22 protein-coding genes are annotated in these 25,550 nt (G+C 65.2%); 17 read left to right on the top strand and 5 right to left on the bottom strand.

The genetic code is table 11. From position 1 onward, the window contains the following. Positions 1–7: 7 nt before the first annotated feature. On the bottom strand, positions 8–577 hold the full coding sequence (locus ACOYW5_RS05295) for a hypothetical protein (protein WP_423068211.1): 570 nt from the start codon (positions 575–577) through the stop codon (positions 8–10). A 150-nt stretch (positions 578–727) separates the two neighbouring features. Here ACOYW5_RS05295 and acs point away from each other — a divergent pair, with 150 nt between their 5' ends. The 7 genes from acs (at position 728) to ACOYW5_RS05260 (ending at position 9,266) form a co-directional block, all read left to right on the top strand. Then, entirely contained in the window at positions 728–2,671 is a 1,944-nt protein-coding gene (acs, locus tag ACOYW5_RS05290) for an acetate--CoA ligase (RefSeq protein ID WP_423068210.1), read from the top strand. Positions 2,672–2,867: 196 nt separating this feature from the next. Beyond that, positions 2,868–3,962 (top strand): glycoside hydrolase family 3 N-terminal domain-containing protein, encoded by a 1,095-nt coding sequence (locus tag ACOYW5_RS05285; protein WP_423068209.1) that lies wholly within the window; start codon positions 2,868–2,870, stop codon positions 3,960–3,962. Then, positions 3,959–4,459: a cupin domain-containing protein gene (locus tag ACOYW5_RS05280; protein WP_423068208.1), complete on the top strand. Its 501-nt coding sequence runs from the start codon at positions 3,959–3,961 to the stop codon at positions 4,457–4,459. The genes ACOYW5_RS05285 and ACOYW5_RS05280 overlap by 4 nt, the downstream gene beginning before the upstream one ends. Positions 4,460–4,614: 155 nt before the next feature. Continuing rightward, positions 4,615–5,430, top strand: a complete 816-nt coding sequence (locus tag ACOYW5_RS05275) for a UDP-2,3-diacylglucosamine diphosphatase (protein WP_423068207.1) — start codon at positions 4,615–4,617, stop codon at positions 5,428–5,430. A 278-nt stretch (positions 5,431–5,708) separates the two neighbouring features. Further along, positions 5,709–6,731, top strand: a complete 1,023-nt coding sequence (locus ACOYW5_RS05270) for a glycosyltransferase family 4 protein (RefSeq protein WP_423068206.1) — start codon at positions 5,709–5,711, stop codon at positions 6,729–6,731. 91 nt (positions 6,732–6,822) lie between these two features. Beyond that, entirely contained in the window at positions 6,823–8,046 is a 1,224-nt protein-coding gene (locus ACOYW5_RS05265) for an MFS transporter (RefSeq protein ID WP_423068205.1), read from the top strand. Positions 8,047–8,057: 11 nt separating this feature from the next. Further along, complete coding sequence (locus tag ACOYW5_RS05260) at positions 8,058–9,266, top strand: MFS transporter (protein WP_423068204.1); 1,209 nt, start codon at positions 8,058–8,060, stop codon at positions 9,264–9,266. A 202-nt stretch (positions 9,267–9,468) separates the two neighbouring features. Here ACOYW5_RS05260 and ACOYW5_RS05255 read toward each other — a convergent pair whose 3' ends face one another. Further along, the gene (locus ACOYW5_RS05255; protein WP_423068203.1) at positions 9,469–14,496 is read right to left on the bottom strand and encodes a hypothetical protein; all 5,028 of its coding nucleotides are present in this window, start codon (positions 14,494–14,496) and stop codon (positions 9,469–9,471) included. A gap of 343 nt (positions 14,497–14,839) precedes the next feature. On the opposite strand from ACOYW5_RS05255, the gene ACOYW5_RS05250 reads away from it, so the two are divergent. The 8 genes from ACOYW5_RS05250 to ACOYW5_RS05215 all read left to right on the top strand — a co-directional run bounded on the left by ACOYW5_RS05250 (position 14,840) and on the right by ACOYW5_RS05215 (position 22,040). After that, a complete protein-coding gene (locus ACOYW5_RS05250) occupies positions 14,840–15,238 on the top strand; it encodes an Hpt domain-containing protein (protein ID WP_423068202.1) in 399 nt (132 codons plus the stop codon). A gap of 71 nt (positions 15,239–15,309) precedes the next feature. Next, a complete protein-coding gene (locus tag ACOYW5_RS05245) occupies positions 15,310–15,630 on the top strand; it encodes a 2Fe-2S iron-sulfur cluster-binding protein (protein ID WP_423068201.1) in 321 nt (106 codons plus the stop codon). Between the two features lie 195 nt (positions 15,631–15,825). Beyond that, entirely contained in the window at positions 15,826–17,217 is a 1,392-nt protein-coding gene (gene cysG / locus ACOYW5_RS05240; RefSeq protein ID WP_423068200.1) for a siroheme synthase CysG, read from the top strand. Continuing rightward, complete coding sequence (locus tag ACOYW5_RS05235; RefSeq protein ID WP_423068199.1) at positions 17,218–17,523, top strand: DUF2849 domain-containing protein; 306 nt, start codon at positions 17,218–17,220, stop codon at positions 17,521–17,523. It begins immediately after the preceding gene. Next, entirely contained in the window at positions 17,510–19,168 is a 1,659-nt protein-coding gene (locus tag ACOYW5_RS05230) for a nitrite/sulfite reductase (RefSeq protein WP_423068198.1), read from the top strand. Before ACOYW5_RS05235 ends, ACOYW5_RS05230 begins: the two co-directional genes overlap by 14 nt. Then, positions 19,161–20,444, top strand: coding sequence for a phosphoadenylyl-sulfate reductase (locus tag ACOYW5_RS05225; protein ID WP_423068197.1), 1,284 nt, complete (start codon positions 19,161–19,163; stop codon positions 20,442–20,444). The genes ACOYW5_RS05230 and ACOYW5_RS05225 overlap by 8 nt, the downstream gene beginning before the upstream one ends. 122 nt (positions 20,445–20,566) lie before the next feature. Then, entirely contained in the window at positions 20,567–21,592 is a 1,026-nt protein-coding gene (locus ACOYW5_RS05220) for an NAD(P)/FAD-dependent oxidoreductase (RefSeq protein WP_423068196.1), read from the top strand. A 115-nt stretch (positions 21,593–21,707) separates the two neighbouring features. Beyond that, positions 21,708–22,040, top strand: coding sequence for a 2Fe-2S iron-sulfur cluster-binding protein (locus ACOYW5_RS05215; protein ID WP_423068195.1), 333 nt, complete (start codon positions 21,708–21,710; stop codon positions 22,038–22,040). A gap of 3 nt (positions 22,041–22,043) precedes the next feature. Here the strand turns inward: ACOYW5_RS05215 and ACOYW5_RS05210 are convergent, their stop codons facing one another. Next, positions 22,044–22,565: an SH3 domain-containing protein gene (locus ACOYW5_RS05210; protein WP_423068194.1), complete on the bottom strand. Its 522-nt coding sequence runs from the start codon at positions 22,563–22,565 to the stop codon at positions 22,044–22,046. A gap of 168 nt (positions 22,566–22,733) precedes the next feature. After that, positions 22,734–23,327: an NADPH-dependent FMN reductase gene (locus ACOYW5_RS05205; RefSeq protein WP_423068193.1), complete on the bottom strand. Its 594-nt coding sequence runs from the start codon at positions 23,325–23,327 to the stop codon at positions 22,734–22,736. Positions 23,328–23,460: 133 nt separating this feature from the next. Between ACOYW5_RS05205 and ACOYW5_RS05200 the strand changes: the two genes are divergently transcribed. Continuing rightward, positions 23,461–23,910: a winged helix-turn-helix transcriptional regulator gene (locus tag ACOYW5_RS05200; protein ID WP_423068192.1), complete on the top strand. Its 450-nt coding sequence runs from the start codon at positions 23,461–23,463 to the stop codon at positions 23,908–23,910. Between the two features lie 48 nt (positions 23,911–23,958). Here ACOYW5_RS05200 and ACOYW5_RS05195 read toward each other — a convergent pair whose 3' ends face one another. Further along, positions 23,959–24,816 (bottom strand): EamA family transporter, encoded by an 858-nt coding sequence (locus ACOYW5_RS05195; protein ID WP_423068191.1) that lies wholly within the window; start codon positions 24,814–24,816, stop codon positions 23,959–23,961. A 153-nt stretch (positions 24,817–24,969) separates the two neighbouring features. Between ACOYW5_RS05195 and ACOYW5_RS05190 the strand changes: the two genes are divergently transcribed. Further along, positions 24,970–25,518: a hypothetical protein gene (locus tag ACOYW5_RS05190; protein WP_423068190.1), complete on the top strand. Its 549-nt coding sequence runs from the start codon at positions 24,970–24,972 to the stop codon at positions 25,516–25,518. Positions 25,519–25,550 lie beyond the last annotated feature (32 nt).

Raw genomic sequence — 25,550 nt, 5'->3', positions numbered from 1 at the left:
TCGGCGCTCAGCGCCCGATCAGAAGGTCCATGCGCGCCTTGAACTGGGCGATGCGGCCCATGACCATGGCGCTGTCATAGTTGTCGGTGACCTTGGTGTAGAACTTCTCCATCACCACGTAGTCCTGCCCGAACACCTGCTTGCGCAGCAGCGCGGTCTGCTCGTAGCCGTAGCGGCGGAGCAGGGCGAGGGCCACCTCGTTCTCCGGCCGTACCCAGGTATAGGCCTTGTGGAACTTGCCATGGTCCCAGTGCTCATCGAAGATGCGCATGCCGTGGAGCCCGAGCCGGCTCTGCCGGTGCGAGGGGAATATCCAGCTCCAGTAGCGGAAGATCGAGCCCAGGTCCGGGCCTGAGATCAGCGCACCGCCGGGGACGCCGTCCGAAGTCAGGACGATGACGTGGTAGGGGTCGATGCGCTGCAGCGAGCGCAGGAAACCCATTGTCATCCGGCGCTTCTCGTGCGCCTTGAACTCGTCGTTGTAATGTGGGGATTCATCGATGACGGCCATCAGTTCCTGATGGACGAGTTCGAGTTCCTGATGGGTACGCGCTGCGTGATAGCCGAGTTCGGGCATAGGTTTCCCCGCTAGGTGGATCGAGACTGTGCCGCAAACTTCTCAACGAGCACCTTACCCTCCGGCGACATCAGCCCAAAGAGGGGGGAGTGGTATTCTTGCTGCGATTAGTCGGCTTGGTTAAAACGGCTCACAACGAGGAGGAAATCAATGACCGACAATCTGGTGTTCGAGCCCAGCGCGGCCGCCATTGCCCGCACGCGAACCACGGCGGCGCAGTATGAAGAGCTCTACGCCCGCTCGGTCAACGACCCCGACGGCTTCTGGAAGGAGATGAGCCAGCGCATCGACTGGATCAAGGCTCCCACGAAGATCAAGAACACCACGTTCGAGCACCCCAACGTCTCGATCAAGTGGTTCGAGGACGGCATCCTCAACATCTCCTACAACTGTGTCGATCGGCACCTCGCCACCCGCGGCGACCAGACCGCTATCATCTGGGAAGGCGATACCCCGGGCACCCAGGACAAGATCACCTATCGCCAACTGCACGAGCGCCTCTGCCGCTTCGCCAACGTGCTGAAAGCCAATGGCGTCAAGAAGGGTGACCGCGTCACCATCTATATGCCGATGGTGATCGACACCGCGATCGCCATGCTCGCCTGCGCCCGCATCGGCGCCGTGCATTCGGTGATTTTCGGCGGCTTCTCGCCGGATTCGATCGCCGGCCGCGTCAACGATTGCGAGAGCCGCATCGTCTTGACGACAGACGAGGGCCGTCGCGGCGGCAAGACCATTCCGCTGAAGAAGAACGTCGACGAGGCCCTGCTCAAGACGCCGGGCGTCGAGAAGGTGATCGTGGTCAAGGTCACCGGCAATCCGGTCGATATGAAGCCCGGCCGCGACATCTGGTACGAAGAGGCGGCAAAAGCCGTGTCGGCCGATTGCCCGCCCGAGCCGATGAACGCCGAGGATCCGCTGTTCATCCTCTACACCTCGGGTTCGACCGGTAAGCCGAAGGGCGTGCTGCACACCACCGGCGGCTACATCGTCTGGACCTCGCTGACCCACGAGCGCGCCTTCGACTATCGCGACGGTGACATCTACTGGTGCACCGCCGACGTCGGCTGGGTGACCGGCCACAGCTACATCGTCTATGGGCCGCTCGCGAATGGCGCGACCACGCTGATGTTCGAAGGCGTGCCGAGCTATCCCGACGCCTCCCGCTTCTGGCAGGTGGTCGAAAAGCACAAGGTCAACATCTTCTACACCGCCCCGACCGCCATCCGCGCCCTGATGGGCGCCGGCTCAGAATTCGCCGACAAGTACGAGATGCCGTCGCTGCGGCTGCTGGGTTCGGTCGGCGAGCCGATCAATCCCGAGGCCTGGCTCTGGTACCACAAGCATGTCGGCAAGGAGCGCTGCGAGGTCATCGACACCTGGTGGCAGACCGAGACCGGCGGCTTCATGATCACCCCGCTCCCCGGCGCCATCCCTGCCAAGCCCGGCTCGGCGACCAAGCCCTTCTTCGGCGTGCAGCCCGTCGTTCTCTCGCCCGAGGGACGCATCCAGGAGCAAACCAAGGCCGAAGGCGTGCTCTGCATCAAGGACAGCTGGCCGGGCCAGATGCGGACCGTCTACGGCGACCACGCCCGCTTCGTGTCCACCTATTTCGAGACTTACAAGGGCTACTACTTCACCGGCGACGGCTGCCGTCGTGACGAGGACGGCTACTACTGGATCACCGGCCGCGTCGACGATGTGCTGAACGTCTCGGGCCACCGCATCGGCACCGCCGAAGTCGAGAGCGCGCTGGTCTCCCACCCCAAGGTCGCCGAGGCCGCTGTCGTTGGCTATCCGCACGACATCAAGGGGCAGGGCATCTACTGCTACATCACCCTGATGGCCGGCGAGAAGGGTGACGACGGGCTCAAGACCGAGCTGCGCAACTGGGTCCGCAAGGAAATCGGCGCCATCGCCTCGCCCGACCTGATGCAGTTCGCCCCCGGCCTGCCCAAGACCCGCTCCGGCAAGATCATGCGCCGCATCCTCCGCAAGATCGCCGAGAACGACTACGGCGCACTGGGCGACACGACCACGCTGGCCGACCCGACCGTGGTCACGGATTTGATCGAGAACCGGCAGAACCGGTAAAGCGACTGGGGCAGACGGCCCCCTGCCGGTTCACTTGGCACGATCGAAGACACCAGCTCGACTCTTCACCTCCCCCTTTATGGGGAGGCCGGGAGGGGGCCGTCTCTCTCGGCCATGCGCCCGTTATGTGGCAACCCCGCTTTCGCCGTACTTTCCGCTCACAAGCCCGCACCCGATTCCTCCGAGACCGACATCGATGCGCCTCGCCACGACCCTCCTCGCGACGATCCTCGCCCTGTCCGCCGCTCCGGTCTCGGCCCAGTCGATCGCTGAGATGGCTGGCCAGATGATCGTCGTCGGCTTTGCCGGCGACTCCGTCGACAGCAAGGGCGTTGCCGCGGCCCGGCAGCAGATCGCCGACGGCACCATCGGCGGTGTGATGTTCCTCAAGACCAATGTCGCGAGCCAAAGCGCCGTGACCGCGATGAACGATGCCTTCCGCAAGGCTGCGCCGCAGGGCCTGCCCCCGTTCATCACTCTCGATCAGGAGGGCGGGCTCGTCGAGCGGCTGGACAGTTCCGCCGGTTTCAAGGAAATCCCGAACGCCGAGACGATCGCCGCCGAGTACACGCCGGAGCAGTCGCGCGCCGTGTACGAGAGACTCGCCGAGGGCGTGCGCGCCTGGGGCTTCAACGTCAATTTCGCGCCCGTGGTCGACCTCGCGGTGAACCCGGACAACCAGGTCATCGCCAAATACGGTCGCGCTTACGGCAAGACCGCCGACATGGTCGCCGCCTATGCCGGCGAGGTTATCGCTGCCCACCACGACGCCGGGCTCCTGACCTCACTGAAGCACTTCCCCGGTCACGGCTCCTCGACCGCCGACAGCCACGAGGGCTTCGTCGACATCACCAAGACCTGGAAGCCCGCCGAGCTCGACCCGTATCGCGCGCTGATCGCCAACGGCTACGAGGATTTCGTCATGATCGGCCACCTGATCGACACCGAGATCGATCCGTCAGGCCTGCCGTCGAGCCTGTCCGAACCGTGGATCACCGGGGTCCTCCGCGGCCAGCTCGGCTTCACCGGCGTCGTCATCACCGACGACCTCGAGATGGGCGCCATCCGCGACCACTTCGACCTCAAGGAGACGGTGACGCGAGCCGTGCGCGCCGGCGTCGACGTGCTGCTGTTCTCCAACACCGCCAAGCCGCGGGCCTCGCTGGGGGAGGAAGTCCGCGCCATCCTGGTTGCCGAAGCCGAGGCCGATCCGGACTTCAAGGCGAAAATCGAAGCGAGCTACAAGCGCATCGTTGCCTTGAAGGCGCGCATCGGAGCAGAGCAGCCGTGACCAAACTCACCAAAGCCGAAGTGATCCAACATCTCGGCCTCGGTGGCCATTTCGAGGGCGGCTACTTCCGCGAGACCTTCCGGCCCACCCATCGCGAAAAGCTCGAGACGCCGCGTGGCCTGCGCGGCACCATGACCAGCATCTACTACATGCTGACCGACGACTCGCCGGTGGATCACTTCCACACCAAGCACTCGGACGGCATTCAGTATCATCACTTCGGTGCGCCGCTGACCTATCACCTCATCCATCCTGATGGGCGCTACGAGGCCGTGGTTCTCGGCCCTGACCTCGCCGCCGGGCAGGTTCCGAGCCTCGCTGTCGCCGGCGGAGTGTGGAAAGCGGCCGAACTTCGAGCGGGCGAGTACGGCCTGGTCAGCGAGGTCGTCGCGCCGGGCTGGGAGATGGAGGACATGATCCTCGTCACGCGCGCCGAGTTGCTCGAGCGCTTCCCGAAGCATGCCGAAGTCATCACCCGGCTGACGCCCGCACCCTGACCGTCTGCTGGCCATGCGGGCGCTCCGATGCTATTGGGACCGCCCACAGCGGCCGGGTTTTCCCCACCTGAGGCAGGGGTTGCGCTGAAAGCGCTCCCGTCGCATGGATCAATTGGGCTAAACTCCGCGTCCCGGATACGGCGAAGGTATTGAGCATGAGCGAAGAGAGCAGGGAGGTGCGGCGGGTTCGCGCGCTGTTCATCTCCGATGTGCATCTCGGCATGCGCCCCACGCGCGTCCATCAGCTCATTGATTTCCTGCGCTGGCACGAGGCGGACGTCATCTACCTCGTCGGCGACATCGTCGATGGCTGGCGGCTGGCCAAGGCCTGGTACTGGCCGCCCGAGTACCATCAACTGGTTGAGCTTTTCCTCGACAAGGCGCTGGCCGGCACCCGCATCGTCGTGCTGCCCGGTAACCACGACGAGTTCCTCCGCGAGTATCTCGGCACCTATTTCGGCGAGGTCGAGTTCGTCGATCGCACCATCCACACCACGGCACAGGGCAAGACCTATGTCGTGATGCATGGCGACCAGTTCGACGTGGTGGTCGCACACGCGAAGTGGCTAGCGCATGTGGGCGACTGGGCCTATCGCGCCGCGCTCCGCATCAACATCGCCGTCAACTGGGTGCGCCGGCGCATGGGCCTGACCTACTGGTCGCTCTCGGCCTGGGCCAAGCACAAGGTCAAGAACGCCGTCTCGGTCATCGGTCGCTTCGAGGAAGCCCTGACCCTCGAAGCCCGCGACGCCGGCGTCGATGGCGTCATCTGCGGCCACATCCACTATGCCGACATGCACGAGCGCCTCGGCATCCACTACGTCAACACCGGCGACTGGGTGGAAAGCTGCACCGCGGTCGCCGAGACGCAGGAGGGCGTGCTGGAGCTGGTGCACTGGACCGAAACCCCACTGCCGCGCAAGCCCCGCCGGCTGAGGCTGCGGCGCGCTCCGGCGGTGCCGGGGCAGTAGGGCTTACCTTACCAATAGAGACGCCCCCCTCCCATCCTCCCCCATATAAGGGGGAGGTGCTCTGCCGGCGCGTTTGGCACCATCGAGCCACAGCCTCGACTCTTCACCTCCCCTTTATGGGGGAGGCGGGCAGGGGGCCGTCTGCCTCAGTCGCGCACCGGCATCTTCCTGTGTGACACCGCCTCGCACACCGTCATCCACCCGTCACACCCCCTTCACGGCCCCGACACCCGACTCCCGTACAAGCCCCGCATCGCTTCCCCTTCAGGGTGGGTCCGATGCTCAAGGTGCTGATTGTCACCGATGCCTGGCGGCCGCAGACCAATGGCGTAGTGCGTTGCCTCGATGCCGTTGGCACCGAGTTGCGGGGCCGAGGCCACAACGTCAGCTACCTGACGCCCGAAGGCTTCTGGACCTTCCCGATGCCGACTTACCCGGAAATCCGGCTGTCGCTAGTGACGCCGATGACCATCGCGGAGGTCATCGCCCGCGAGGCGCCCGATTGCATCCATATCGCCACCGAGGGACCACTCGGCCTCCTCGCCCGCTACATCTGCGTCGAGCAGGGCCTGCGCTTTACCACCAGCTACCACACGCGCTTTCCCGAGTATGTCGCGGCCCGCATGCCGATCCCGGCCGAGTGGACCTATGGGTTCCTCCGCTGGTTCCATGAGCCGGCTGCCGCGACGCTCGTGCCCACCGCTTCGATGCAGGCCGAACTCGCCGCCCGCAGCTTCAACCACACCCGCCTGTGGACCCGCGGCGTAGACCACGCGCGCTTCTCGCCCGGCGAGAAGACGCAGTTCCTCGATCTTCCCGGTCCGCACCTGCTCTATGTCGGACGCGTCTCGGTCGAAAAGAACGTCGAGGCCTTCCTGCGTATGGATGTGCCGGGCACGAAGATCGTGGTCGGCGAGGGTCCGGCGCGAACGGAGCTTGTGGCAAAATATCCAGGTGTGCACTTCCTCGGGCTCAGGACAGGCGACGAATTGTCGACCATCTATCGCTCGGCCGATGTCTTCGTCTTTCCCAGCCGTACCGACACCTTCGGCAACGTGATCATCGAGGCGCTGGCGTCAGGACTGCCGGTCGCGGCCTATCCGGTCACCGGACCAGCCGACATCCTCACTGATCCCGCCTGCGGCGCGCTCGACCATGATCTCGCCAAGGCGACCGAACGCGCCCTGAAGCTAAGCCGTGATGCCGCGCGCCGGCACGCCCTGACCTTCACCTGGTCGCGCTGCGCCGACATCTTCCTCGATACTCTCGTGCCATCGCGCAACATTGCCATTGCGGCATAACGCGCGGGCGCATGGGGCCCGTTGATTCTTTGCCCGTCTCATGGGCACTGTCCGGAACGTGCAGCGGATTCTCCCGCTCCGGAGCACTTTCATGTCGTCCCCGCCTTCGGCCGCGCTCCGGGTTTCGCCCGAGTTGCGCGCGGCGATCTACCATTTCGCCGTGTTCGGCTCGACCGGTGTTGCCTCGGTTTATTTCGGCATCTGGCTGACCAACCGCGGCATCAGCCCGGACGAGATCGGCATCATCAATGCCGCGCCGCTCCTGCTCATGCTGCTGGTAAACCAGCTGGTCGGCCGCATCGCTGACCGCATGCCGGATTGGCGCGGAGTGATCATCGTACTGTCCCTCGTCGCCGGCGCCGTGCCGATCGCCCTGTTCTTCGTCTCCGGTTTCTGGGGCGTGCTGCTGGTCTGGACGCTGTCCGTCATGCCCGCCTTCGCGCTGGTGCCGGTCGTCGACGCGGCAACGCTGCGCATGACCCAGCGGCGGGGCACGGATTTCAGTGCCGTGCGCGCTTGGGGCACCGTCGGTTTCATGGTCACCACCGGCGCCTCCGGCCCGCTGATCGCCTGGCTGGGCGATGCGGCCTTCGTGCCGATCTTCGTCGCCTTCGCCCTGTTGCGGGCGCTGCTCTCGTTTCAGTTGCCGCAGTTTCGCGCCGGCGAAGCGGATCGGAAGCCTGTGGCGCGCGGCGCCCGTCGCCTGCGCGAGGTGCTGAAACCCTGGTTCCTGCTGACCTTGCTGGGCGTTGCGACGCTCTACGCCAGCCACGGCGTGCTCGGCGCCTTCGGCGCCTTGCTCTGGCACGAGCAGGGCATCGCCGAGGGCCTGATCGGTCCGCTCGTCGCCACCATGGCAGCGGCCGAGGCGGCAATGATGTTCGTGTGGGGCCGGCTGAAGCTAAAGGTCTCGGCCCGGCACATCATCCTCTTCGCCTGCATCGTCGCCGCGTTCCGCTGGACCGCGATGGCCTTCTCGCCGCCGGTATGGGTGCTGTTCGGGCTGCAGATGCTGCACTCCGTTACCTTCGCCATGGGCTATCTGGGCGGCATCTACTTCCTCGCCAATTGGACCAGCGAAGACATCGCGGCTGAAGCGCAGGGCTTTTCCTACGTGCTGCAGCAGGCGATGAGCGTGCTCGTCATCGTCGGCATGGGCTGGTTTGTCGCCGTCTACGGCACCCTGGCCTGGCTGTTCGTGGCCGGGTTCGCCGTCATCGGCGCGCTCTGCGTCCTCGCTTCGCTGCGTCTCCAGCCGAAATCCTCGCATCCCGTCACCACCGATCAGCTTGTCGTGGCCGATCCCGCCCCCTGAGTATTTTCTCGATGTCCGCCGCCGTCGCCTCGTCGGAGCCCCGTTTCTCGCCTGAGTTGCGAGCGACGATCTACTATTTCGTCCAGTTCATGTCGGGGGCCGTGGTTACGGTCTATGGCGGCATCTGGTTCGCCGCCCAAGGCCTGACGCCCGAAGAGATCGGCATCCTCAATGCCTTTCCGGTGCTGGTGATCCTCGTCCTCAACATGCTGGTCGGCCGCATCGCCGATCGCGCCTCGGACTGGCGGCAGGTGATTGTCATCGGCTGCGTGCTCGCCGGCATCATCCCGGTCGCCCTGTTCTTCGTCCATGGTTTCTGGGGCATCCTGATCGTCTGGACGCTGCTGTCGCTCCCGGCCGGCCTCGTCGGGCCGGTGGCGGATGCAGCCACCCTGCGCATGACCAATCGCCGCGGCAGCCAGTTCGGGCCCATTCGCGCCTGGGGCACGGTCGGCTACATGGTCATGCTGGTGCTCGCCGGCTTCATCATCGCAGCGCTCGGCGGCGGTATCTTCCTGCCGCTCTTTGTCGGCCTCTCGCTCGCCCGTACCGTCGCCGCCTTCGGCCTGCCGAAGTTCCGTGGCGAACACGGCGAGGTCTCGGTCGCCCCGCCATCAAGGGGGGCAAAGCACCTGCGCGACGTGCTAAAACCCTTCTTCGTCCTGCCGCTCGTCGGCTTCTCGATGGTCTACAGCACCCACATCGTGCTCAACGCCTTCCAGGGCCTGCTGTGGAAGGAGCAGGGCTTCTCCGAGGATATCATCGGCCCCCTCCTTGCGGTCGCCGCCCTCTCGGAGGCCGGCCTGATGTTCACCTTCGCCCGCTTCGCCAAGCGCTTCCCGGCCCGCAGCCTGATCCTCGCATCGGCTGTGGTCGCGGTATTCCGCTGGACCTGCATGGCCTTCGAGCCCGGCATCATTCCGCTGATCCCGCTGCAGGCGCTCAACGCCATCACCTTTGCGCTCGGCTACATGGGGTGCCTGCATTTCATCGCCAACTGGACCAGCGACGACATCGCCGCCGAAACCCAGGGCTTCTTCCAGATGCTGATGCAGGGCATGAGCGTCATCGCGCTCCTCGCCTTCGGTTGGCTCACCGGTCTCATGGGCGCCAAGGCCTATCTGGTCGCCGCGGCCTTCGCTGGAGCCGGCGGCGTGCTGATATGGGTGTCACTGGCCATGCAATCGCCAAAGCAGCCGGGTGAGCCGGCGCTGGGGTAGGGTGGGAGCCCATCACTCACGCCCCACCGGCTGTCATCCCAGCGAAAGCTGGGATCCAACTAACCGCCCGCGCCAGCTGAGAGATGGATCCCTGCCTGCGCAGGGATGACACCGAATTTGTGGCACGCTCCGCGTCCCACCCCCAAAACCAAAGGGCCCCGCGGTCACCCGCGAGGCCCTTGTTCATTCCGCCCGGTGAGGCTTACCCCAGCCGGCCGCTGGCATGCGCCAGCATCGTGTATACGCGACCGCGATCGCTGAGCAGGTACTCGCGGGTCTCGGCGACCGGGTTGGTACCGCCGGCGGCGCGCTTCAGGAGTTGCTCGAACTCAGTCATGTAGGTAGCTGCAGTCTTTGCGAAATCCTGGTCGCGCTGCACACGCTTGCGGACTTCGTCATAGGTCGCCTGGCCGCTGAGCGTGTAGATGCGGCGCGAGAACACGTTCTGCTCGCCGGCCTGGTAGCGCTGCCATGCGTCGGCGAGAGCCGAAGGCTCCATCGACCTGGCGATTTCCTCGGTCAGCGTCGAGAGATTCTGCGGCTGCGGCGCTGCCACGGGGGCAGGGGTCGGAGCCGGAGCAGTAGCCGCTGCTGCGGCCGCAGTGGTGGAGCCCGATGCGTTGCGCAGAACGTCACGCAGCCAACCGCCGCCTTCCTCGGTCTTTGCCGCCGGCTTCTCGGCCACCGGTTGCGGACGCGGCGCGGTGACGGTCGGTGCCGGAACGTCGGGCATGGCCGTGTAGCGCGGTGTCGGGCGGGCCGGCTCCGGCTGACGCACGGGATCGGGACGCGGCGCTTCCTGGCGCGGCTCGGGCTTGCTCGGCGCTTCATCGCGCACGAACGAGGCACGGGTCGGCGCCGGCGGGCGACGATCGTTGACGTCATGCGAAGCGGGCTGGGCCCGGACGATGGCGTTGAGTTCGGCGAGCGCTTCGATCTGCTCGGCAACTACGCGACGCATCGCTGCAGCGCTCGACTTGGTCTCTTCCGGCAGCTCGATCACGCCGCGGGCGAGTTCCGAACGGGTATTCTCGAGCTCGGTGCCAACTTCCTTGGCCGTCGCGCGCATCGCCGATGCGGTCTCGTTGAAGCGCTGGGTCGCGGCTTCGAGCGCAGACTGCATCTCGAGGATCATCGTCGCCTGCGTCTGGCGCACGGCATCGGCCGCACGCTGACTTTCGCTGGCCGCGGTATCGGTGAACGAGCTGAGCTGCGTCGCGACGCGATGCGAGGTGCCTTCCAGCGCTTCCTCGAGCAGGTTGGTGCTCTTGCCAAGCACCGACTGCATTTCGGACGTGGCGTTGGCGAGGGCGCTCTGCACCTTGTCGGTGGTTCCGGTCAGTGCCGTCTCGAGCTTGCTGGTCGTTTCCGAGAGCGAGGACTGGACGCGTTCGGCCGTGCCGGTCAGCACGCTCTCTAGCTGGCCGGTGGTCTCGCCAAGGGCAGCCTGCACCTGCTCGGCAGTGTTGGTGAGCACCGCCTGCAACTGGCCGGTCGTATCGGCAAGCGCCGCGTTGATCGTGCCGGAGGTCGCTTCGAGGGTCTCGGCCACATTGGTGGTGGTCGAGGCGAGGAGGCTCTCCATCGACTCGCGGGCCGAGACGAGGCGGACCTCGGTCTCTTCCACGGTCTCCGAGATGGATTGGGCGAACCCGCGCATGCGGCCATCGATCTCGTCGGCACGGGCGGTGAAGGCCTGCGCCAGCTCGTCCATAGCCATGCGGCGCTCGTCGAGGTTGGCGAGCGTCAGCGTGCCGGTGGCGCTGAGGTTCTGCGCCGCGACGTCGAGGCTCTTGGCTTCGCTGTCGAGGTTGCCCAGCATCGAGCCGAATTCGCTGACCATCGATGCAATCGACGACTGCAGCGCACCCACATGCTGGGTGACGAGACGGCCGGCCTCTTCGGTGGAACCAATCGCTTCGCGCACGGTGGTCGAGTAGGTCGAAGTCTGCTGCGCGACCGACGTCTCGAGGTTGGCGAGGTTCGCCGTCGAGGCGTCCAGCACCTTCTGCAGCAGCATATTGGAGTCGTTGAGCTTGCCGAGCGCCGCCGTCACATCGGTGAGGATGCGCGAGGTCGACTGGCTCATCAGATCCTCAGCGTGCGAGGCATTGGTGATGAGCGCCTGGGCCAGCACGTTGCCGTGGTTCTGGAGGCTCATTTCGAGCTGTGCCGAGCGATCGGACACGAGCGACGAGAAGGCGTCGGTCTGTTCGCTGACCACGCGGTTGATCTCGGCCACCTTGGCGCCGATTGCATCGGCGGCGGCGACGGCCTTGATCGAGATCAGTTCGTCGACATTGCTCGAAGCGCGCTGGATCTGCTCGAGCGCGTTGCGCACCGCGACGTCCATGCGGTCGGCAGTAGTCGTCACGTCCTCGGCGATACCCTGCGTCGCGGAAACGATACGGCGCGAAATGGTTTCTTCGATGCGGTCGGCGCCGGCCTCGAGGTCGGTCATCGACTGGACGAGAGCAGTGTTGATGGCGGTGTTCAGCGACGCGAGGCGCTCGGCCGTGATGTCGGCACGGGCGGTGATGGCCTCCGGCAGGGTGCCCAGCCGCTGGTCGACCATGTCGGTGATCGCCTTGCGGGCCGAGTTGACGCCGGTCTCGATGATATCCGCCGCCTTGCGGGCGCTGTCGCCCACGGTGTTGGCAGCGCCGTCTATACGGGCGGTCACGCCGGACTCCGCATCGGCGATGCGGAGGATGGCGGCGTCGAGGCCGCGACCGAGCGACTCGCCGATCTCGGAGACCTTGGTCTCGATCACGGTGGCGACGGCGCCAGCGCGTTCCGACATCACATCGGTGACACTGCGCAGCGTACCTTCGATCTTGTCCTTGGCGGTCGTGCCCTGGGCCTCGATCGTCCGCGCGAGTTCAGCCGTACGCTCGCCGATTGCGGCGGCGATGCCGACGGTGTGCGTGCCGAGCGTATCGGCCAGCTGCTGCGTGCGGGTGTTGAGTGCATCGGCAAGCTCGGCCGAGCGGGTCGAAACCGTGGTCGCCAGCGCCTGGGTGCGCTGATCGAGGCTGTCCCCAATCTGCTGGGCGTGCTGCTGCAGGGCGGCGTCGAGCGTCCGCGACCGCTGGTCGAGGCTGTCGCCGATCTGCTGCGCATGCTGCTGCAGCGCTAGGTCGAGTGCGGCAGTGCGGGTCGCGACCGACTGATCGAGCGCGGTCGTCCGGCTGGCGACGGCGTCCTCCAGTTCCTTGGCGCGGCCGGTGAGGACCTGCTCGAACTGGTCGACGCGGTTGCCGAGCGCCAGGTCGATCGCCTGCGCATGGGTGATGATGTTGGTGTCCATCTGCCGGGCATGGCCGGAAATGGTGGTGTCGAACGCCTTGACGTGCTGGTCGAGCGCCGCGCTCAGCTCGCCGTGGCGGCCGGCGAGGGTGTCGTTCAGCAGCTGAGTGCGGGTATCGAGAGCATCCGCGATGATCTGCGTGTGGCCCTCGAGCGCATCCGAAATCTCCTGGCTGCGGTTGCCGATCGTTTCGGTGATCTGCTTGGTGCGCTGACCGAGCGTCTCGGTCATCTCGCGGGTACGCTGCGTGACGATGTCGTTGAAGTGCTCGGCCTTCTCGTCGAGCGCCATCTCGAGCACGTTGGCCCGAGCCGCGAAGCTCGCATTGTTCTTGTCGAGCGCGGAGATGAGCCGCTCGCCCTTGTCGCCGATCACGCCATCCAGGGAGGAAAGGCGCGTATCGATGGCCGAGGCGATCTCGTCGAGACGGGAGTCGAACTGCGCCAGGTTCTGCGAACCGGCGCCGGTCAGCGTCACGCGGGCCCGCTCGGTCGTATCGTCGAGGGCGCCGCTCAGCTCGATCATCGCCGACTGCAGACGCGACTCCATCGAGTTGACCTGGATCTGCACCTGCTCGTCGAGCTGATGCGACAGGCCCGAAAGAAGCTGCTCGGCTTCGCGAGCACGGCCGGTGATGTCCGACGCGATGCGGGTGCCGATCATGTCGAGCGCGCTCGACACTTCATGGCCGCGGTCGCGCAACTGGTCGAGCAGGGTGATGCCGCCCTGGCTCAGGAGCTTGGCCAGCGACGACGTGCGGTTGTCGATGGCGTCCGAGAGGGTGACAGCACGGCTATCCAGCGCCTCGGTCAGTGACTGCATGCGGCCATCGATCACCGAGCTCAGCTCGAGCGTACGGTTCTCGAATGCGCCGGAGATGGTACCGGCGCGGTCTTCGAGCGTGATGTTGAGGCGCGAAGCACTGTCATCGAGCGCGACGAGCAGGTGGCTGGTGCGCTGGTCGATCAGCGAGACGAAGCTCTCGGTACGCTCGCCGAACGCGCCGTTCAGCGAGTTGCCGGCGGTTTCGAGCGCCTTGGTCAGGTTGCCGCCGCTTTCGACGATCGTGCCGGCGATGCGCTGGCTGATCATGTCGAGGTCGAACACGAGGCCGGTATGGCTCTCGGTGATGGCTTCGCGCACGCGCTCGGTATTGGTGATCACCGCTTCACGCTGGCTGGCGAGTTCCTGGATCAGCGCGCGCATGCGGGATTCATTGTCGGAATAGGTGCGTTCGAGCGCGGTGACCTCGTTGTGGATCATCACTTCCAGCTCGCCGGCACGCGACAGGGCACGCTCGAGGCCATCGCCCAGCGCATTCACCTCGCGGCGCACGGCCTGGCCGACCGAAGCAACCTTCTCCGATGCCGTCGTCTCCGGCTCCGCAAGACGGATCGCCGCCTGCGTCACGGCTGCCGCGGCGTTGCGCAGGTCCTGCGCCCGGCGGATCAGCGTCGCGATGGCAAAGATGCCGATGACGGGAACGATGGCGAGGGCAAGCAGCCCGATGAAATCGTTCGAGCCCCAGAAACCCGGCGTGCCCATATCCGAGCCGTTGCGGACCAGCGCGACGAGAATGATCGCGACCACCCAGCCGACTGCGATCAGCCCTGCCACCATGGTCGGGGTGCCGGACGGCCGCGATTGCAGGCCATAGAGGATCTTGGAAGAGGGGAACCGGTCGTCATTGGCGACCGAGCCCGTCTGCGCCGCAAACTTGTCTGCCGTGCGCTGGCGCTCCGATCGCGCCGATGTATCGCGCGGTACCGGTTTCGGCCCTGCCGCCTTCTCCACCGGGGGCTCTTCAGCCTCGGCCGGCTTGTCGAGATTGGCGAACACCGAGTCCTTCAGTGCGTCCTCGACGGCCGAGAATGCCAGAGTTGCAGGGTCGTTCTGGGGGGCGGAGGTCTTCTTAGCCATACTCTTACAACTCTCGCATCGGCACTCGGCGGACGTCTTGAGCAGGCATTGGACCACCTACCGGGTTCCGGTAAGCCGTCCAAACTGGGTAAAAAGCGATTCAAAAGCCCCGCAATCGACCCGATGCCCCACGCCGCCGCACGCTAGGTGGACCACAAACATACATACAATTTGAGGCAAACCGAGCGCGTTCTTAACGGAGGGTTAATTTCCGGTGGGAATGCGGCCGGTTAAGGGCATGGATAAACTTGTCCACATTCGCTTGGCGCTACCTTCATCCCCCCTCGCTAGCCTTGTTCCAACGCGTCCTCGATAGGGCGCCATACGAACAGGGCAGGCGGGTATGGCACGCAACAATGTGGTCGGAGCAGGGCATCACGGTCCTGCCCGGAAATCGTCGCCAGGGCCGATCGATATGGTGCATCTCGAGCAGCAGTCGCTCGGCGATCCCGGCCTGCAGGAGGAGGTCCTGCGCCTCTATTCCCAGATGAGCGGCGTCTACCTCACCCGCATCGAAGAGAGCAGCTCGAGCGAGGAACTGGCTCGCCACCTCCACACGCTGAAAAGCGCCGCCGCCGGTATCGGCGCCTGGCAGGTCCGCGACCTCGCCAAGCACGCCGAAGACGCGCTGCGCGAGGGCCATCCGGTCAATCCCGAGCATATAGAGGCCATTGCCGAGGCTGTCGGCGCTTGCCGGGCCTTCATCCATAGCTTCGTAGAGGCTCCCGGCGCCGCAGGCTGAGACCTTGTGGCGCTTGCGGGGCGGGGGGCCGCGCCGTATATGCGGCACAGCTCCTCCGTTGAAGATTTCCAATGCCCCACATCACCTATGTTGAAACCGACGGCACGCGGCACGAGACCGAGGCCGAAGTCGGCTCGACCGTGATGGAAACCGCCATCATGAACGGCGTCCCAGGCATCGTCGCCGAATGCGGCGGCGCCTGTACCTGTGCCACCTGCCACGTCTACGTCGATGACGCCTGGACCGAAACCGTCGGCGGCCCCTCCATGATGGAAGAGGACATGCTCGACTTCGCTTACGCGGTAAAGCCGACCAGCCGCCTCAGCTGCCAGATCAAGGTCAAGGACGCGCTGGACGGGCTCGTGGTGCACGTACCGGAACGGCAGGGGTGAACCGCAACGGCCACGCGTTTCCGAGCAGTTCTTCCACATAAAGTGCGAGACATGGATTCTTTTGCCGACGCGGGGCCATCCCCCTCAACGCAATTCTAATCCGTCCCTGCTATGAGGAACATTAAAGCTATTGAATTTCAATAGCTTGTACGGATGTTCCAATGTGGGTATGTATCCGTCTCCGAAAGGCGGCCAATGGGTGACCTGACAACATTTCCTGTCAGCTACAAGGTCGAGGGTCAGCGCATCGTCATCGTCGGCGGTGGAGAAGAAGCCCTCAATAAAGCCCGGTTGGCCATTAAGACGACCGCTTCGGTCGTCATTATCTCCCGCCACATCGAGACGGACTTCTCCGAGCTGCCGGTCACGGTGCTGGCGCGCCCGTTCGAGGACGGCGATCTTATTGGCGCGGCACTGGTTTTCGTCGCGGACCACGGTCCGGACGGCGATGCCGCCAAGCGTGCCGCAAGGGCCGCAAGGGTCCCGCTGAACGTCGTCGATGTGCCCGAAGAGTGCGATTTTTACACCCCGGCCATCATTGACCGTGCGCCCGTCACCATCGCGGTGTCGTCCGAGGGCGATGCTCCGGTGCTGGCCCGGCTGATCCGCGCCCGCATCGAGGCGGCGCTGTCGCCGAACCTTGGCGCTCTCGCCAAGCTGGCCGGTTCGATGCGCGAAAAGGTCGCCGCGCTGCTCCCCGGGACCCGTGCGCGCCGCTACTATGAGGAACTGGTGACCTCGCCTGAGGTCGAAGTCGAACTGGTGCGCGGGCAGGGCGCCAGCAAGGCCGATGCGCTGCTTGCCCAGCATGCCGAGCGCGGCGAAAGCCCCGGCGTCGTCTGGCTGATCGGCGCAGGCCCGGGCGCCGAAGACCTGTTGACCCTGCGGGCCCAGCGCCTGCTGCAGGAAGCCGACGTCATCGTCCACGATCATCTCGTGCCGGCCGCGGCCGTCGAGATGGGGCGTCGCGATGCCGAACGCATCCTCGTCGGCAAGCAGAAGGGTCATCACTCCTTCACGCAGGCCGAGATCAATGCGCTGATCGTGCGCCTTGCCAAGCAGGGCAAGCGCGTTGCGCGTTTGAAGGGGGGCGACCCGATGATTTTCGGTCGTGCAGGCGAAGAAATCGACGCCCTCAACGAAGCCGGCATCGCCTATCATGTCGTGCCCGGTGTCACCGCCGCGCTCGCGGCTGCGGCCGACACGGCAACCCCGGTGACGCTGCGCAAGATTTCCACCGGCTTCGTCATCGCGACGGCGCACGGGGCCGAGTCCGAGGAACTGCATCACTGGGCGGCGCTGGCAGGCTCGGGCCTCACGCTCGCACTCTACATGGGTAAGTCCGTCGCGGCCGAGACGGCCGCGCGGCTCATCGCCGAGGGCGCGAGCCCGACAATTCCGGTCGGCGTCGTCGTTCGGGCTGGCCACAAGGATCGCGTCCTCTATCGCGGCACGCTCGGCGCACTCGCCGCCGGCGAAGCCGTGCTCGAGGACGGTCCGGCAATCATTTTCGTGGGCGAAGCGATCGCGCACGGCGACTGGCGCGATGCGATCGAGTTCGCACGCACCGAATTCAAGGTGGCATGAATGGAAATCCTCACCGGCAATGAGCTGATGAGCGGCGCGACGGTCTATCTCGACCGCCAGGGCAACTGGGTCGAAGAGCTGCAGCAGGCGCGCGTCTTCCTCGCAGAAGAGCTAGAGGCCAAGGAAGCGGCCATTGCCGCCACCAAAAGGACCGGACGCATCAATTCTCTTGAGGTCGAAATCGTGAAGCTCGCCAGTGGGGTGATCCAGCCCACGCGCCTCCGCGAGCTCATCCGCGCCGAGGGCCCGACGGCTCCGCGCTTCGACCGCCAGCATCTCGACGAGGACGGCCATGTATCGATATGACGAGTTCGACGCCGCGTTCGTAAAGGAACGTACGGCGCAGTTTTCCGACCAGGTGGCCCGCCGTCTCACCGGCGAGCTCAACGAGGACCAGTTCCGGCCGCTGCGGCTGATGAACGGGCTCTACCTGCAGCTCCACGCCTACATGCTCCGTATCGCCGTGCCCTACGGCACGATGAATTCGAAGCAAATGCGCATGCTGGCCAAGATCGCGCGCGACTATGACCGTGGCTACGGCCACTTCACCACGCGCCAGAACATCCAGTTCAACTGGCCCAAGCTGCGCGATATCCCCAAGATCCTCGCGGACCTCGCCTCGGTCGAGATGCATGCCATCCAGACCTCGGGCAACTGCATCCGCAACATCACGACCGACCAGTTCGCCGGCGCCACCGCCGACGAGATCATCGATCCGCGTCCGGTCGCCGAAATCCTGCGCCAGTGGTCCTCGCTCCATCCCGAGTTCAGCTACCTGCCGCGCAAGTTCAAGATCGCCATGACCGGCTCGACCAACGACCGCGCCGCGATCCGCTTCCACGATATCGGCCTCCAGGCCGCGACCAACGCTCTCGGTGAGATCGGCTGGGAAGTCTGGGTCGGCGGTGGCCTCGGCCGTACCCCCATGATCGGCAAGCAGATCAGCCCGTTTGTGCCGCACGAACACCTGCTCGCCTATCTCGAGAGCATCCTGCGCGTCTACAATCGCTACGGCCGGCGCGACAACAAGTACAAGGCGCGCATCAAGATCCTCGTCCACGAGACCGGCATCGACACCATCCGCGAGCAGGTCGAGGAAGAGTTCGCCCATGTGAAGGGTGGCGTCCTGACGCTCCCGCAGGAAGAACTCGACCGGATCACGAAGTACTTCGCCCAGCCCGACTACGAGCTCGTCAACGAGACGACCGTCGACGTGCCGAAGGAGAAGATCCTCAACCCGCCGTATGCCCGTTGGCTCGAGCGCAACCTCAACGGTCATCGCCAGCCGGGCTATGTCTCAGTCACCATTTCGCTGAAGCCTGTTGGCGGCGCCCCTGGTGATGCCACCGACAAACAGATGGACGTGATCGCCGACCTTGCCGAGCGCTACTCGTTCAACGAGCTGCGCGTCAGCCACGAGCAGAACATCGTTCTTCCGCACGTGAAGATCACCGACCTGCCGGCCGTCTACGGCACGTTGGTCGAGCACGGCCTCGCCGAAGGCAATGCCGGCCAGATCACCGATATCATCTGCTGCCCGGGCCTCGACTTCTGCGCTCTGGCCAATGCCCGCTCGATCCCGCTGGCCCAGGAGCTGACCCGCAAGTTCCAGAGCCCCGAGCGCCAAGCCGAAATCGGCGACCTCAAGATCAAGATCTCGGGTTGCATCAACGCCTGCGGCCACCACCATGTCGGCCACATCGGCATCCTGGGGGTCGAGAAGAAGGGCACCGAGCTCTACCAGATCACCGTTGGCGGCGACGCCACCGAGAACGCCGCGATCGGTGACATCCTCGGCCACGGCTTCGTCGTCGAAGAGGTGCCCGACGCCATCGAGCGGCTGGTCGACACCTATATCGCCCGGCGCGAGAGCCCGAACGAGCCGTTTATCGCGGCCTTCCGCCGGCTCGGCAAGGAGCCGTTCAAGGAGGCCCTGTACGGCAATGCTTGATCTCGCGCCCACACCGCTGCGTCAGCACAAGCCGGACAAGCTCCGCCAGCTCGGCATCATGTCGCTCAACGGCATGTTCGACGAGATGGACGGTGTTGCCGTCCTGCGCCAGGCCGTCACCGAGCTTCTGGTCGAGGACGTCGCGATCGTCTCGTCCTTCGGCGCGGACTCGTCCGTGCTGCTGCACATGGTCTCCGAGGTCGACAAGGACCTGCCGGTCTATTTTCTCGAGACCGGCAAGCACTTTCCCGAGACGCTCGACTATGTCGAGACGCTGAAGCAGCACCTCGGCCTCACCAACGTCATCGCGCTGCGCCCTGACAGCAAGGACGTCCTGCGCTTCGACCCCAAGGGGGACCTGTGGGAGACCGATCCGGATTCGTGCTGCCATATCCGGAAGACCGAGCCGCTCGACGCGGTCGTCTCCGGTTTCGGTGGCTGGGTCACGGGCCGCAAGCGCTACCAGACGACCGAGCGTGGCGTGCTGCCGCATTTCGAGCTGACCAGCGACGACCGCATCAAGGTCAATCCGCTGGCCTATTTCTCGGATGCCGATATCACGGCATACAAGCTCAAGTACGGGTTGCCCGAGCATCCGCTCTATTCTAAGGGCTACAAGTCCATTGGTTGCGCGCCGTGCACGAGCGCCGTGGCCGAGGGCGAGGACGCGCGCGCCGGCCGCTGGCGCGGGCTCAACAAGAAAGAGTGCGGCATCCATTTCGATTTCAACGGAGCCATCGCCAAGCCCATGGCCGCTCAGGAACTGAACCTTTTCAAGGACGGCAAGTTCATCGCCGATCCGTTCCATCCGTGGGCCGAGGGCGACGACGCCGGCTCGGTGAGCTACAAGCACATCCCGTTGGCGGTGTTCCTCGAGAACCGCGACGCCGTGCTGGCTAACCCCCATCCGGTCGGCCTGCTCGTGTCCCCCGGCGACAATGTCGACCTGGTGAAGGACGATCTCGACCTCTTCCCGTCGATCGCCATCAACTTCCCGGCCTATACCGATGGTCGCGGCTATTCCTCGGCGCGCCTGATCGTCGAGCGCTACGGCTACAAGGGCGAGGTCCGGGCTGTCGGCGACGTGCTGCACGACCAGATCTCGCATATGCGCCGCTGCGGCATCACCGCTTTCGTCGTCAAGCACGAACCGACGAAGAAGGCGCTCGAAGCGGGCAAGCTCGCGACGGTCGATATCTTCTACCAGCCGGTCGGCCTCACCGAGGTCCCCCTCGGCACGCGCCCCTTCCTCCGCCGCGCGGTGGAGAACGCCTGACTACGCCACACACCCGGAAGCGTCCGCCCAGCGGAGGCGTCCGTTCGCCGCGCCTAGCGTGACAGGCGGCGCATACCTCAAGACAGAGAGCCACGATCGGTTCTCAGCCAAACGAGAATTGAATGTCGAACGAAATTGTCACCGATGTCGTCATCATTGGCGCTGGTCCCGTTGGCCTGTTCGCCGTGTTCGAGCTCGGGCTGCTCGATATCAAATGCCACCTGATCGACATTCTCGATCGTCCGGGCGGCCAATGCGCCGAGCTCTATCCGGAAAAGCCCATCTACGACATTCCCGCCTTCCCCATGATCACGGGGCAGGGGCTCACCGACAACCTGCTGCAGCAGATCGCGCCGTTCGGGCCGCAGTTCCACTACAACCGCATGGTCAACACCCTCGAAAAGCTCGAGGACGGCACCTTCCGGCTGACCACGGATGCCGATGAGACTTTCCTCTGCAAGGTGGTCGTCATCGCGGCCGGCGGCGGCTCGTTCCAGCCCAAGCGCCCGCCGGTCGAGAACATCGAGGCGTTCGAGAACAAGTCGGTGTTCTACGCCGTTCGCAAGATGGATGATTTCCGCGACCAGGACGTGGTGATTGTCGGCGGCGGTGACTCGGCGCTCGACTGGACCCTCAACCTCCAGCCCATCGTCCGCTCGCTGACCCTCGTCCACCGCCGCGACGCCTTCAAGGCCGCCCCGGCTTCGGTGAACAAGATGAAGGAGCTGGTCATGGAGGGGAAGATCAACTTCCTCATGGGCCAGATCGGCAAGCTCGAGGGCAAGGACGGCCAGATCGACCACGTCCACATCACCATGGACTCGGGCGACACGCCGCTCCCGGCCACCCGCCTGCTACCGTTCTTCGGGCTCACGATGAAGCTCGGTCCGGTCGCCGACTGGGGCCTCGAGCTCAACGACAACCTGATCGCCGTCGACACCGAGAAGTTCCAGAGCTCGATCCCGGGCATCTTCGCCATCGGCGACATCAATCACTACCCGGGCAAGCTCAAGTTGATCCTCTCCGGCTTCCACGAGGCCGCGCTGATGGCCCAGGCCGCCAAGGCCGTCGTCTCGCCCGGCGAGCGCGTCGTGTTCCAGTACACGACGTCGAGCACGAAGCTGCAGAAAAAGCTCGGCGTGGTGTGATCGAGGCAGGGCCTGCAACCTGGATCGGCAATTAAGCCTCCGCCATCCCCGGGCTTGACCCGGGGACCCATCTTGCCCCAAACACCGGCCTCTCGTTAGGAACCACGTCAGCCCGATGAAAATACTCGTCACCGATCAATCCGGCGTCGAACACGAGCTCGAAGGGCTCGATGGCTGGCGCACGATGGAAGTGATCCGCGACTGGGGCCTCAATATCAAGGCCGAGTGCGGCGGCGCCTGTTCCTGCGCCACCTGCCACGTCTATGTCGAGGATGGCTGGTTCGATAAACTGCCGCCGCCCAGCGACGACGAGGAAGACCTGCTCTACTCGACGCTCGACAAGAAGCCGAACAGCCGGCTGAGCTGCCAGATTCTGCTCTCCGACGAGCTCGAAGGGATGCGGGTCACGCTCGCGCCGAGCGCCGCCAAGGATTCCGAGGCGGCCTGACGCCTACTGGATGATGGTGGCGCCGGAATTGGCCGGCGAGCCGGCCTGCAGCAGGCTGCCATAGACCCAGCCCTCGCGGCCGGTCTCGTCCGTCACCTTCACCCAGCCGCGCACATTGTCGCTGACATTGACCCAGGTGCCCTGGCGCAGGGTGAAGACCTGCGGGAAACTCTTTTTCGGTCCGCTGCGCACATTCGCGCCGCTCGCCACCACCTGGTGCGAGAAGGTCGGCTTAGCCGTGACAGTCAGTTCCGCTGTCGCAGGTGGCGGGGTGACTGGCGCAACAGCAGCCGACGTCACGATAATCGGCTTCACCGGCACCGACTTGGCAACGTTCAGCGTCTCCGCCTTTGCCGTAGGCAGGCGGACGACATAGCTGGGCTTGAGTGGACCGGCGGCGATGGGGGCATTGGCGGCGACTTCGGTGACCATCCCAGCGGTCAGGCTGAGGCCCGATGCCGCGAACAGCCCAGCCGCAACTACCACGCCGGCGAAAATCGCAAGTGAACGAACCGGAAGGGCCATCTAACGCTCCTGCAGCACATACGTTTCATAACCGAGCGTCTGGTGGCCCCACGGGCGCTCGTCCTTGGAAAACGTCTGCCCCCCTAACGTAGTGCTTCCCGCCTTGGTTCCGCCACAAGTGGTCGCCGACTCGTGATCACGAGTCGGCGCCAGCGTTAACGCCTCGTGTCAGGCGGCCTTCGCAAGTTCGCGCTCGCGACCGGCCTTGAGCGTCCGCGTGTACCAGGCCAGCTCGTCCAGCATCGTCGTCACGGTGGGCGCGAGGTAGTCGTAGTCGGCAAAGTCCTTGCCGCCGCGCAGCATGCCGAGCAGTGGCTCCATGTTGATGTGGACGGCGAACCGCGTCGGCACCATCGAGAGTTCGACCACCAGCGCCCGCAGGTGCTCGACCGCGCGCGAGCCGCCCACTGCGCCATACCCGACGAAGGCCGCCGGCTTCCGGTCCGTCTCGTTGAAGATATAGGTGAGAGCGTTACTCAGCACGCCGGGTACAGTGTGGTTGTACTCGGCCGTAACGAAGATGTAGCCGTCGAACTCCCCGATCTTGCGGGCGAAACGCAGCTGCGCTTCATCGGTCAGCGGCACGAAGCGCGGCGAGCCCACCGCGTCGAAGAACGGCAAGGGGTACTCGCGCAGGTCGACGATCTCGTAATCCGCGTCACCGCGGACGTTCGCGATGTCCTGCACCCACTTGGCCGGGCGGTCGGCAAACCGCGTTTCGCGCGTTGAGGAAAGGATGATGCCGATCTTTGGCTTGGTCATTTGTCTGCTGCTCATGACGAAAGATTGAGGGGCAGCCACCAACAGAGAGCTAGTCACCGTTGGTAACTGAGGATAGGTATGTTCCTACCACCCGACCGTCGCAAGACGGCACTACCCCGATACGGAGTCACCCATGGACGACCTGGTCACCCACACGGAACCGGCCCATCCCCTCGAACTGCCCATCGACGGTCACCCCGTCTCGCACGAGGAATGCGCGCGCGCCATGCTGCCGGTGCATGAGGTCCTGGCACAGGTCAGCGGCAAGTGGACCATCCTCGTCGTCCGCATCCTCAGCGGCGGATCGAAGCGTTTCTCCGAGCTCAAGCGCCAGATCGACGGTATCTCGCAGAAGATGCTGACGGCCACCCTCCGCGATCTCGAGAAGGACGGTTTCGTCTCCCGCAAGGTCACGCCCTCGATCCCGCCGCGCGTCGACTACGAACTCACCGACATGGGCCGCGAACTGCAGGAGCCGCTGCGCGTCATCGGCGAATGGGCCCACGCCAACCGCGAACGCGTCGTCGAAGCCCGCGAGCGCTTCGCCGAACGCGAAGAAGAAGCGAAGCGCCTGGCTTGGTAGCCGCTTCTTTCTCTATCCTCCCCCGCGGGGCGGGGAGGGGGCCGCGGGTCAAGCGGCCTTCGCCACCCTCGCCCCCGCCCACTGGTTGATCACCAGCCCCGCCATCACCAGCACCACGCCCAAGAGCTGCAGCGGGCTCGGCACCACGTGGCGAATCACCGCATCGAGGATGAACGCGACGATCGGCGTCACCAGCACGAACGGGATCACCGACGCGGCGCCCAGCGCCACGATGGCGCGGAACCACAGGATGAAGGGCAGGGCGGTGAGTGCGACCGCAAGGATCGTAAGCCCCAGCACATTGGTCAGGTCGATGGACGCTGGCAGGTCGCCAAGGATCAGTGCCAGCACCGCCAGCTCGACGCCGCCGATGATCAGCTGCCACGACGTAAAGGTGGTGAGCCCCATCTCCGGCGGCCGGCCCCAGCGATTGATCAGCACCCCGCCAAGCGAGCCGGCGACGACGCTCAACAGCGCCGCCCCCACGCCCCACATGTCGATACCGGCGTCAGCGCGCAGGATCACCAGCGTCACTCCGATCCCGCCCACAATGATCGAGGCGATCTTGATCAGCGTCGGCGGCTGCCGCAGCAGCGCCCAGGTGAGGAGGATGGACATCAGTGGCCCGAGCGTCTGGAACGTACCTGCCACGCCGCCCGGCAGCCGGATCGCCGATACGAACAGCAGCGCGAAGAATGCACCGAAGTTCAGCGTCCCGAGCGCGATCAACTTTGGCCAGTAGTCGCGCGGCACGCCCTGCCGCGCTACGACCAGCAGCAGCAGTCCACCACCCAGCGCGCGCACCGCTCCGATGAACACCGGATTGTGCGGCAGCAGCGTCGTGGTGATGATGTAGGTGAAGCCCCAGAGGATCGCCGCGCAGAGCGCTGCCAGTTTCAGGTTCATGTCGGGACTCGGATTCGGCGGGAGCACCAGACTAGGCCCGCAAGCTGTTGCCCCACCAGCGATATCCGTTCGACGCCGGCCCCGCCATTCATCCCGCATTCATCGCGCCGGGCCTAACCCGCCCGAACGCGGGGGCGCGGTCGGGAGAGGGCAATGGATCTCTATACAATCTTCAAATTTCTGCACGTCATTACCGCCATCGCCTGGGTCGGCGGCGGGCTGACGCTTCTGGCGGCCCATATGATCGCCCTGAAGGTCGAGGGCGAACCGGCGGCCTTCAAGGTGCTGGACGTCATGAACCTGCTCGGCAAGGCCTGGTTCGTACCGACCTCGTTTCTCACTGTCATCTTCGGCGCCATCACCGCGACCTTCGGCGGTATGTGGGGCGATTTGTGGGTGATCCTCGGCCTCGCCGGTTTCGCCTCGACCTTCTTCACCGGCCTCCTGATCATCGAGCCGACGGGGCGTCGTATCGGCGCCGCCATGGCCGAAGGCCGTGTCGATGAGGCGCAGGCCGCCGGCAAGAAGCTCATGCAGGTCGTGCGCTTCGACTACACCGTGATGCTGGTCGTCATCATCGACATGGTGTTCAAGCCGAACTGGACCGACTTCGTCACCATCGCCATCATGGGAGCGATTGTGGCCGCGGGCGCCGTGGCCTTCCTCGGCAACGGCTTCGGTCGTCAGCCGGCGGCAACCTGACCGCAAAAATGCGATCCGGCCCGCCTTTTTTT

Source organism: Devosia sp. CN2-171, assembly GCF_049354815.1.
In the GTDB taxonomy this organism is placed as follows: domain Bacteria; phylum Pseudomonadota; class Alphaproteobacteria; order Rhizobiales; family Devosiaceae; genus Devosia_A.
Note: the sequence above shows the minus strand (reverse complement) of the source record. Positions and strands in the feature narration are given on the sequence as shown.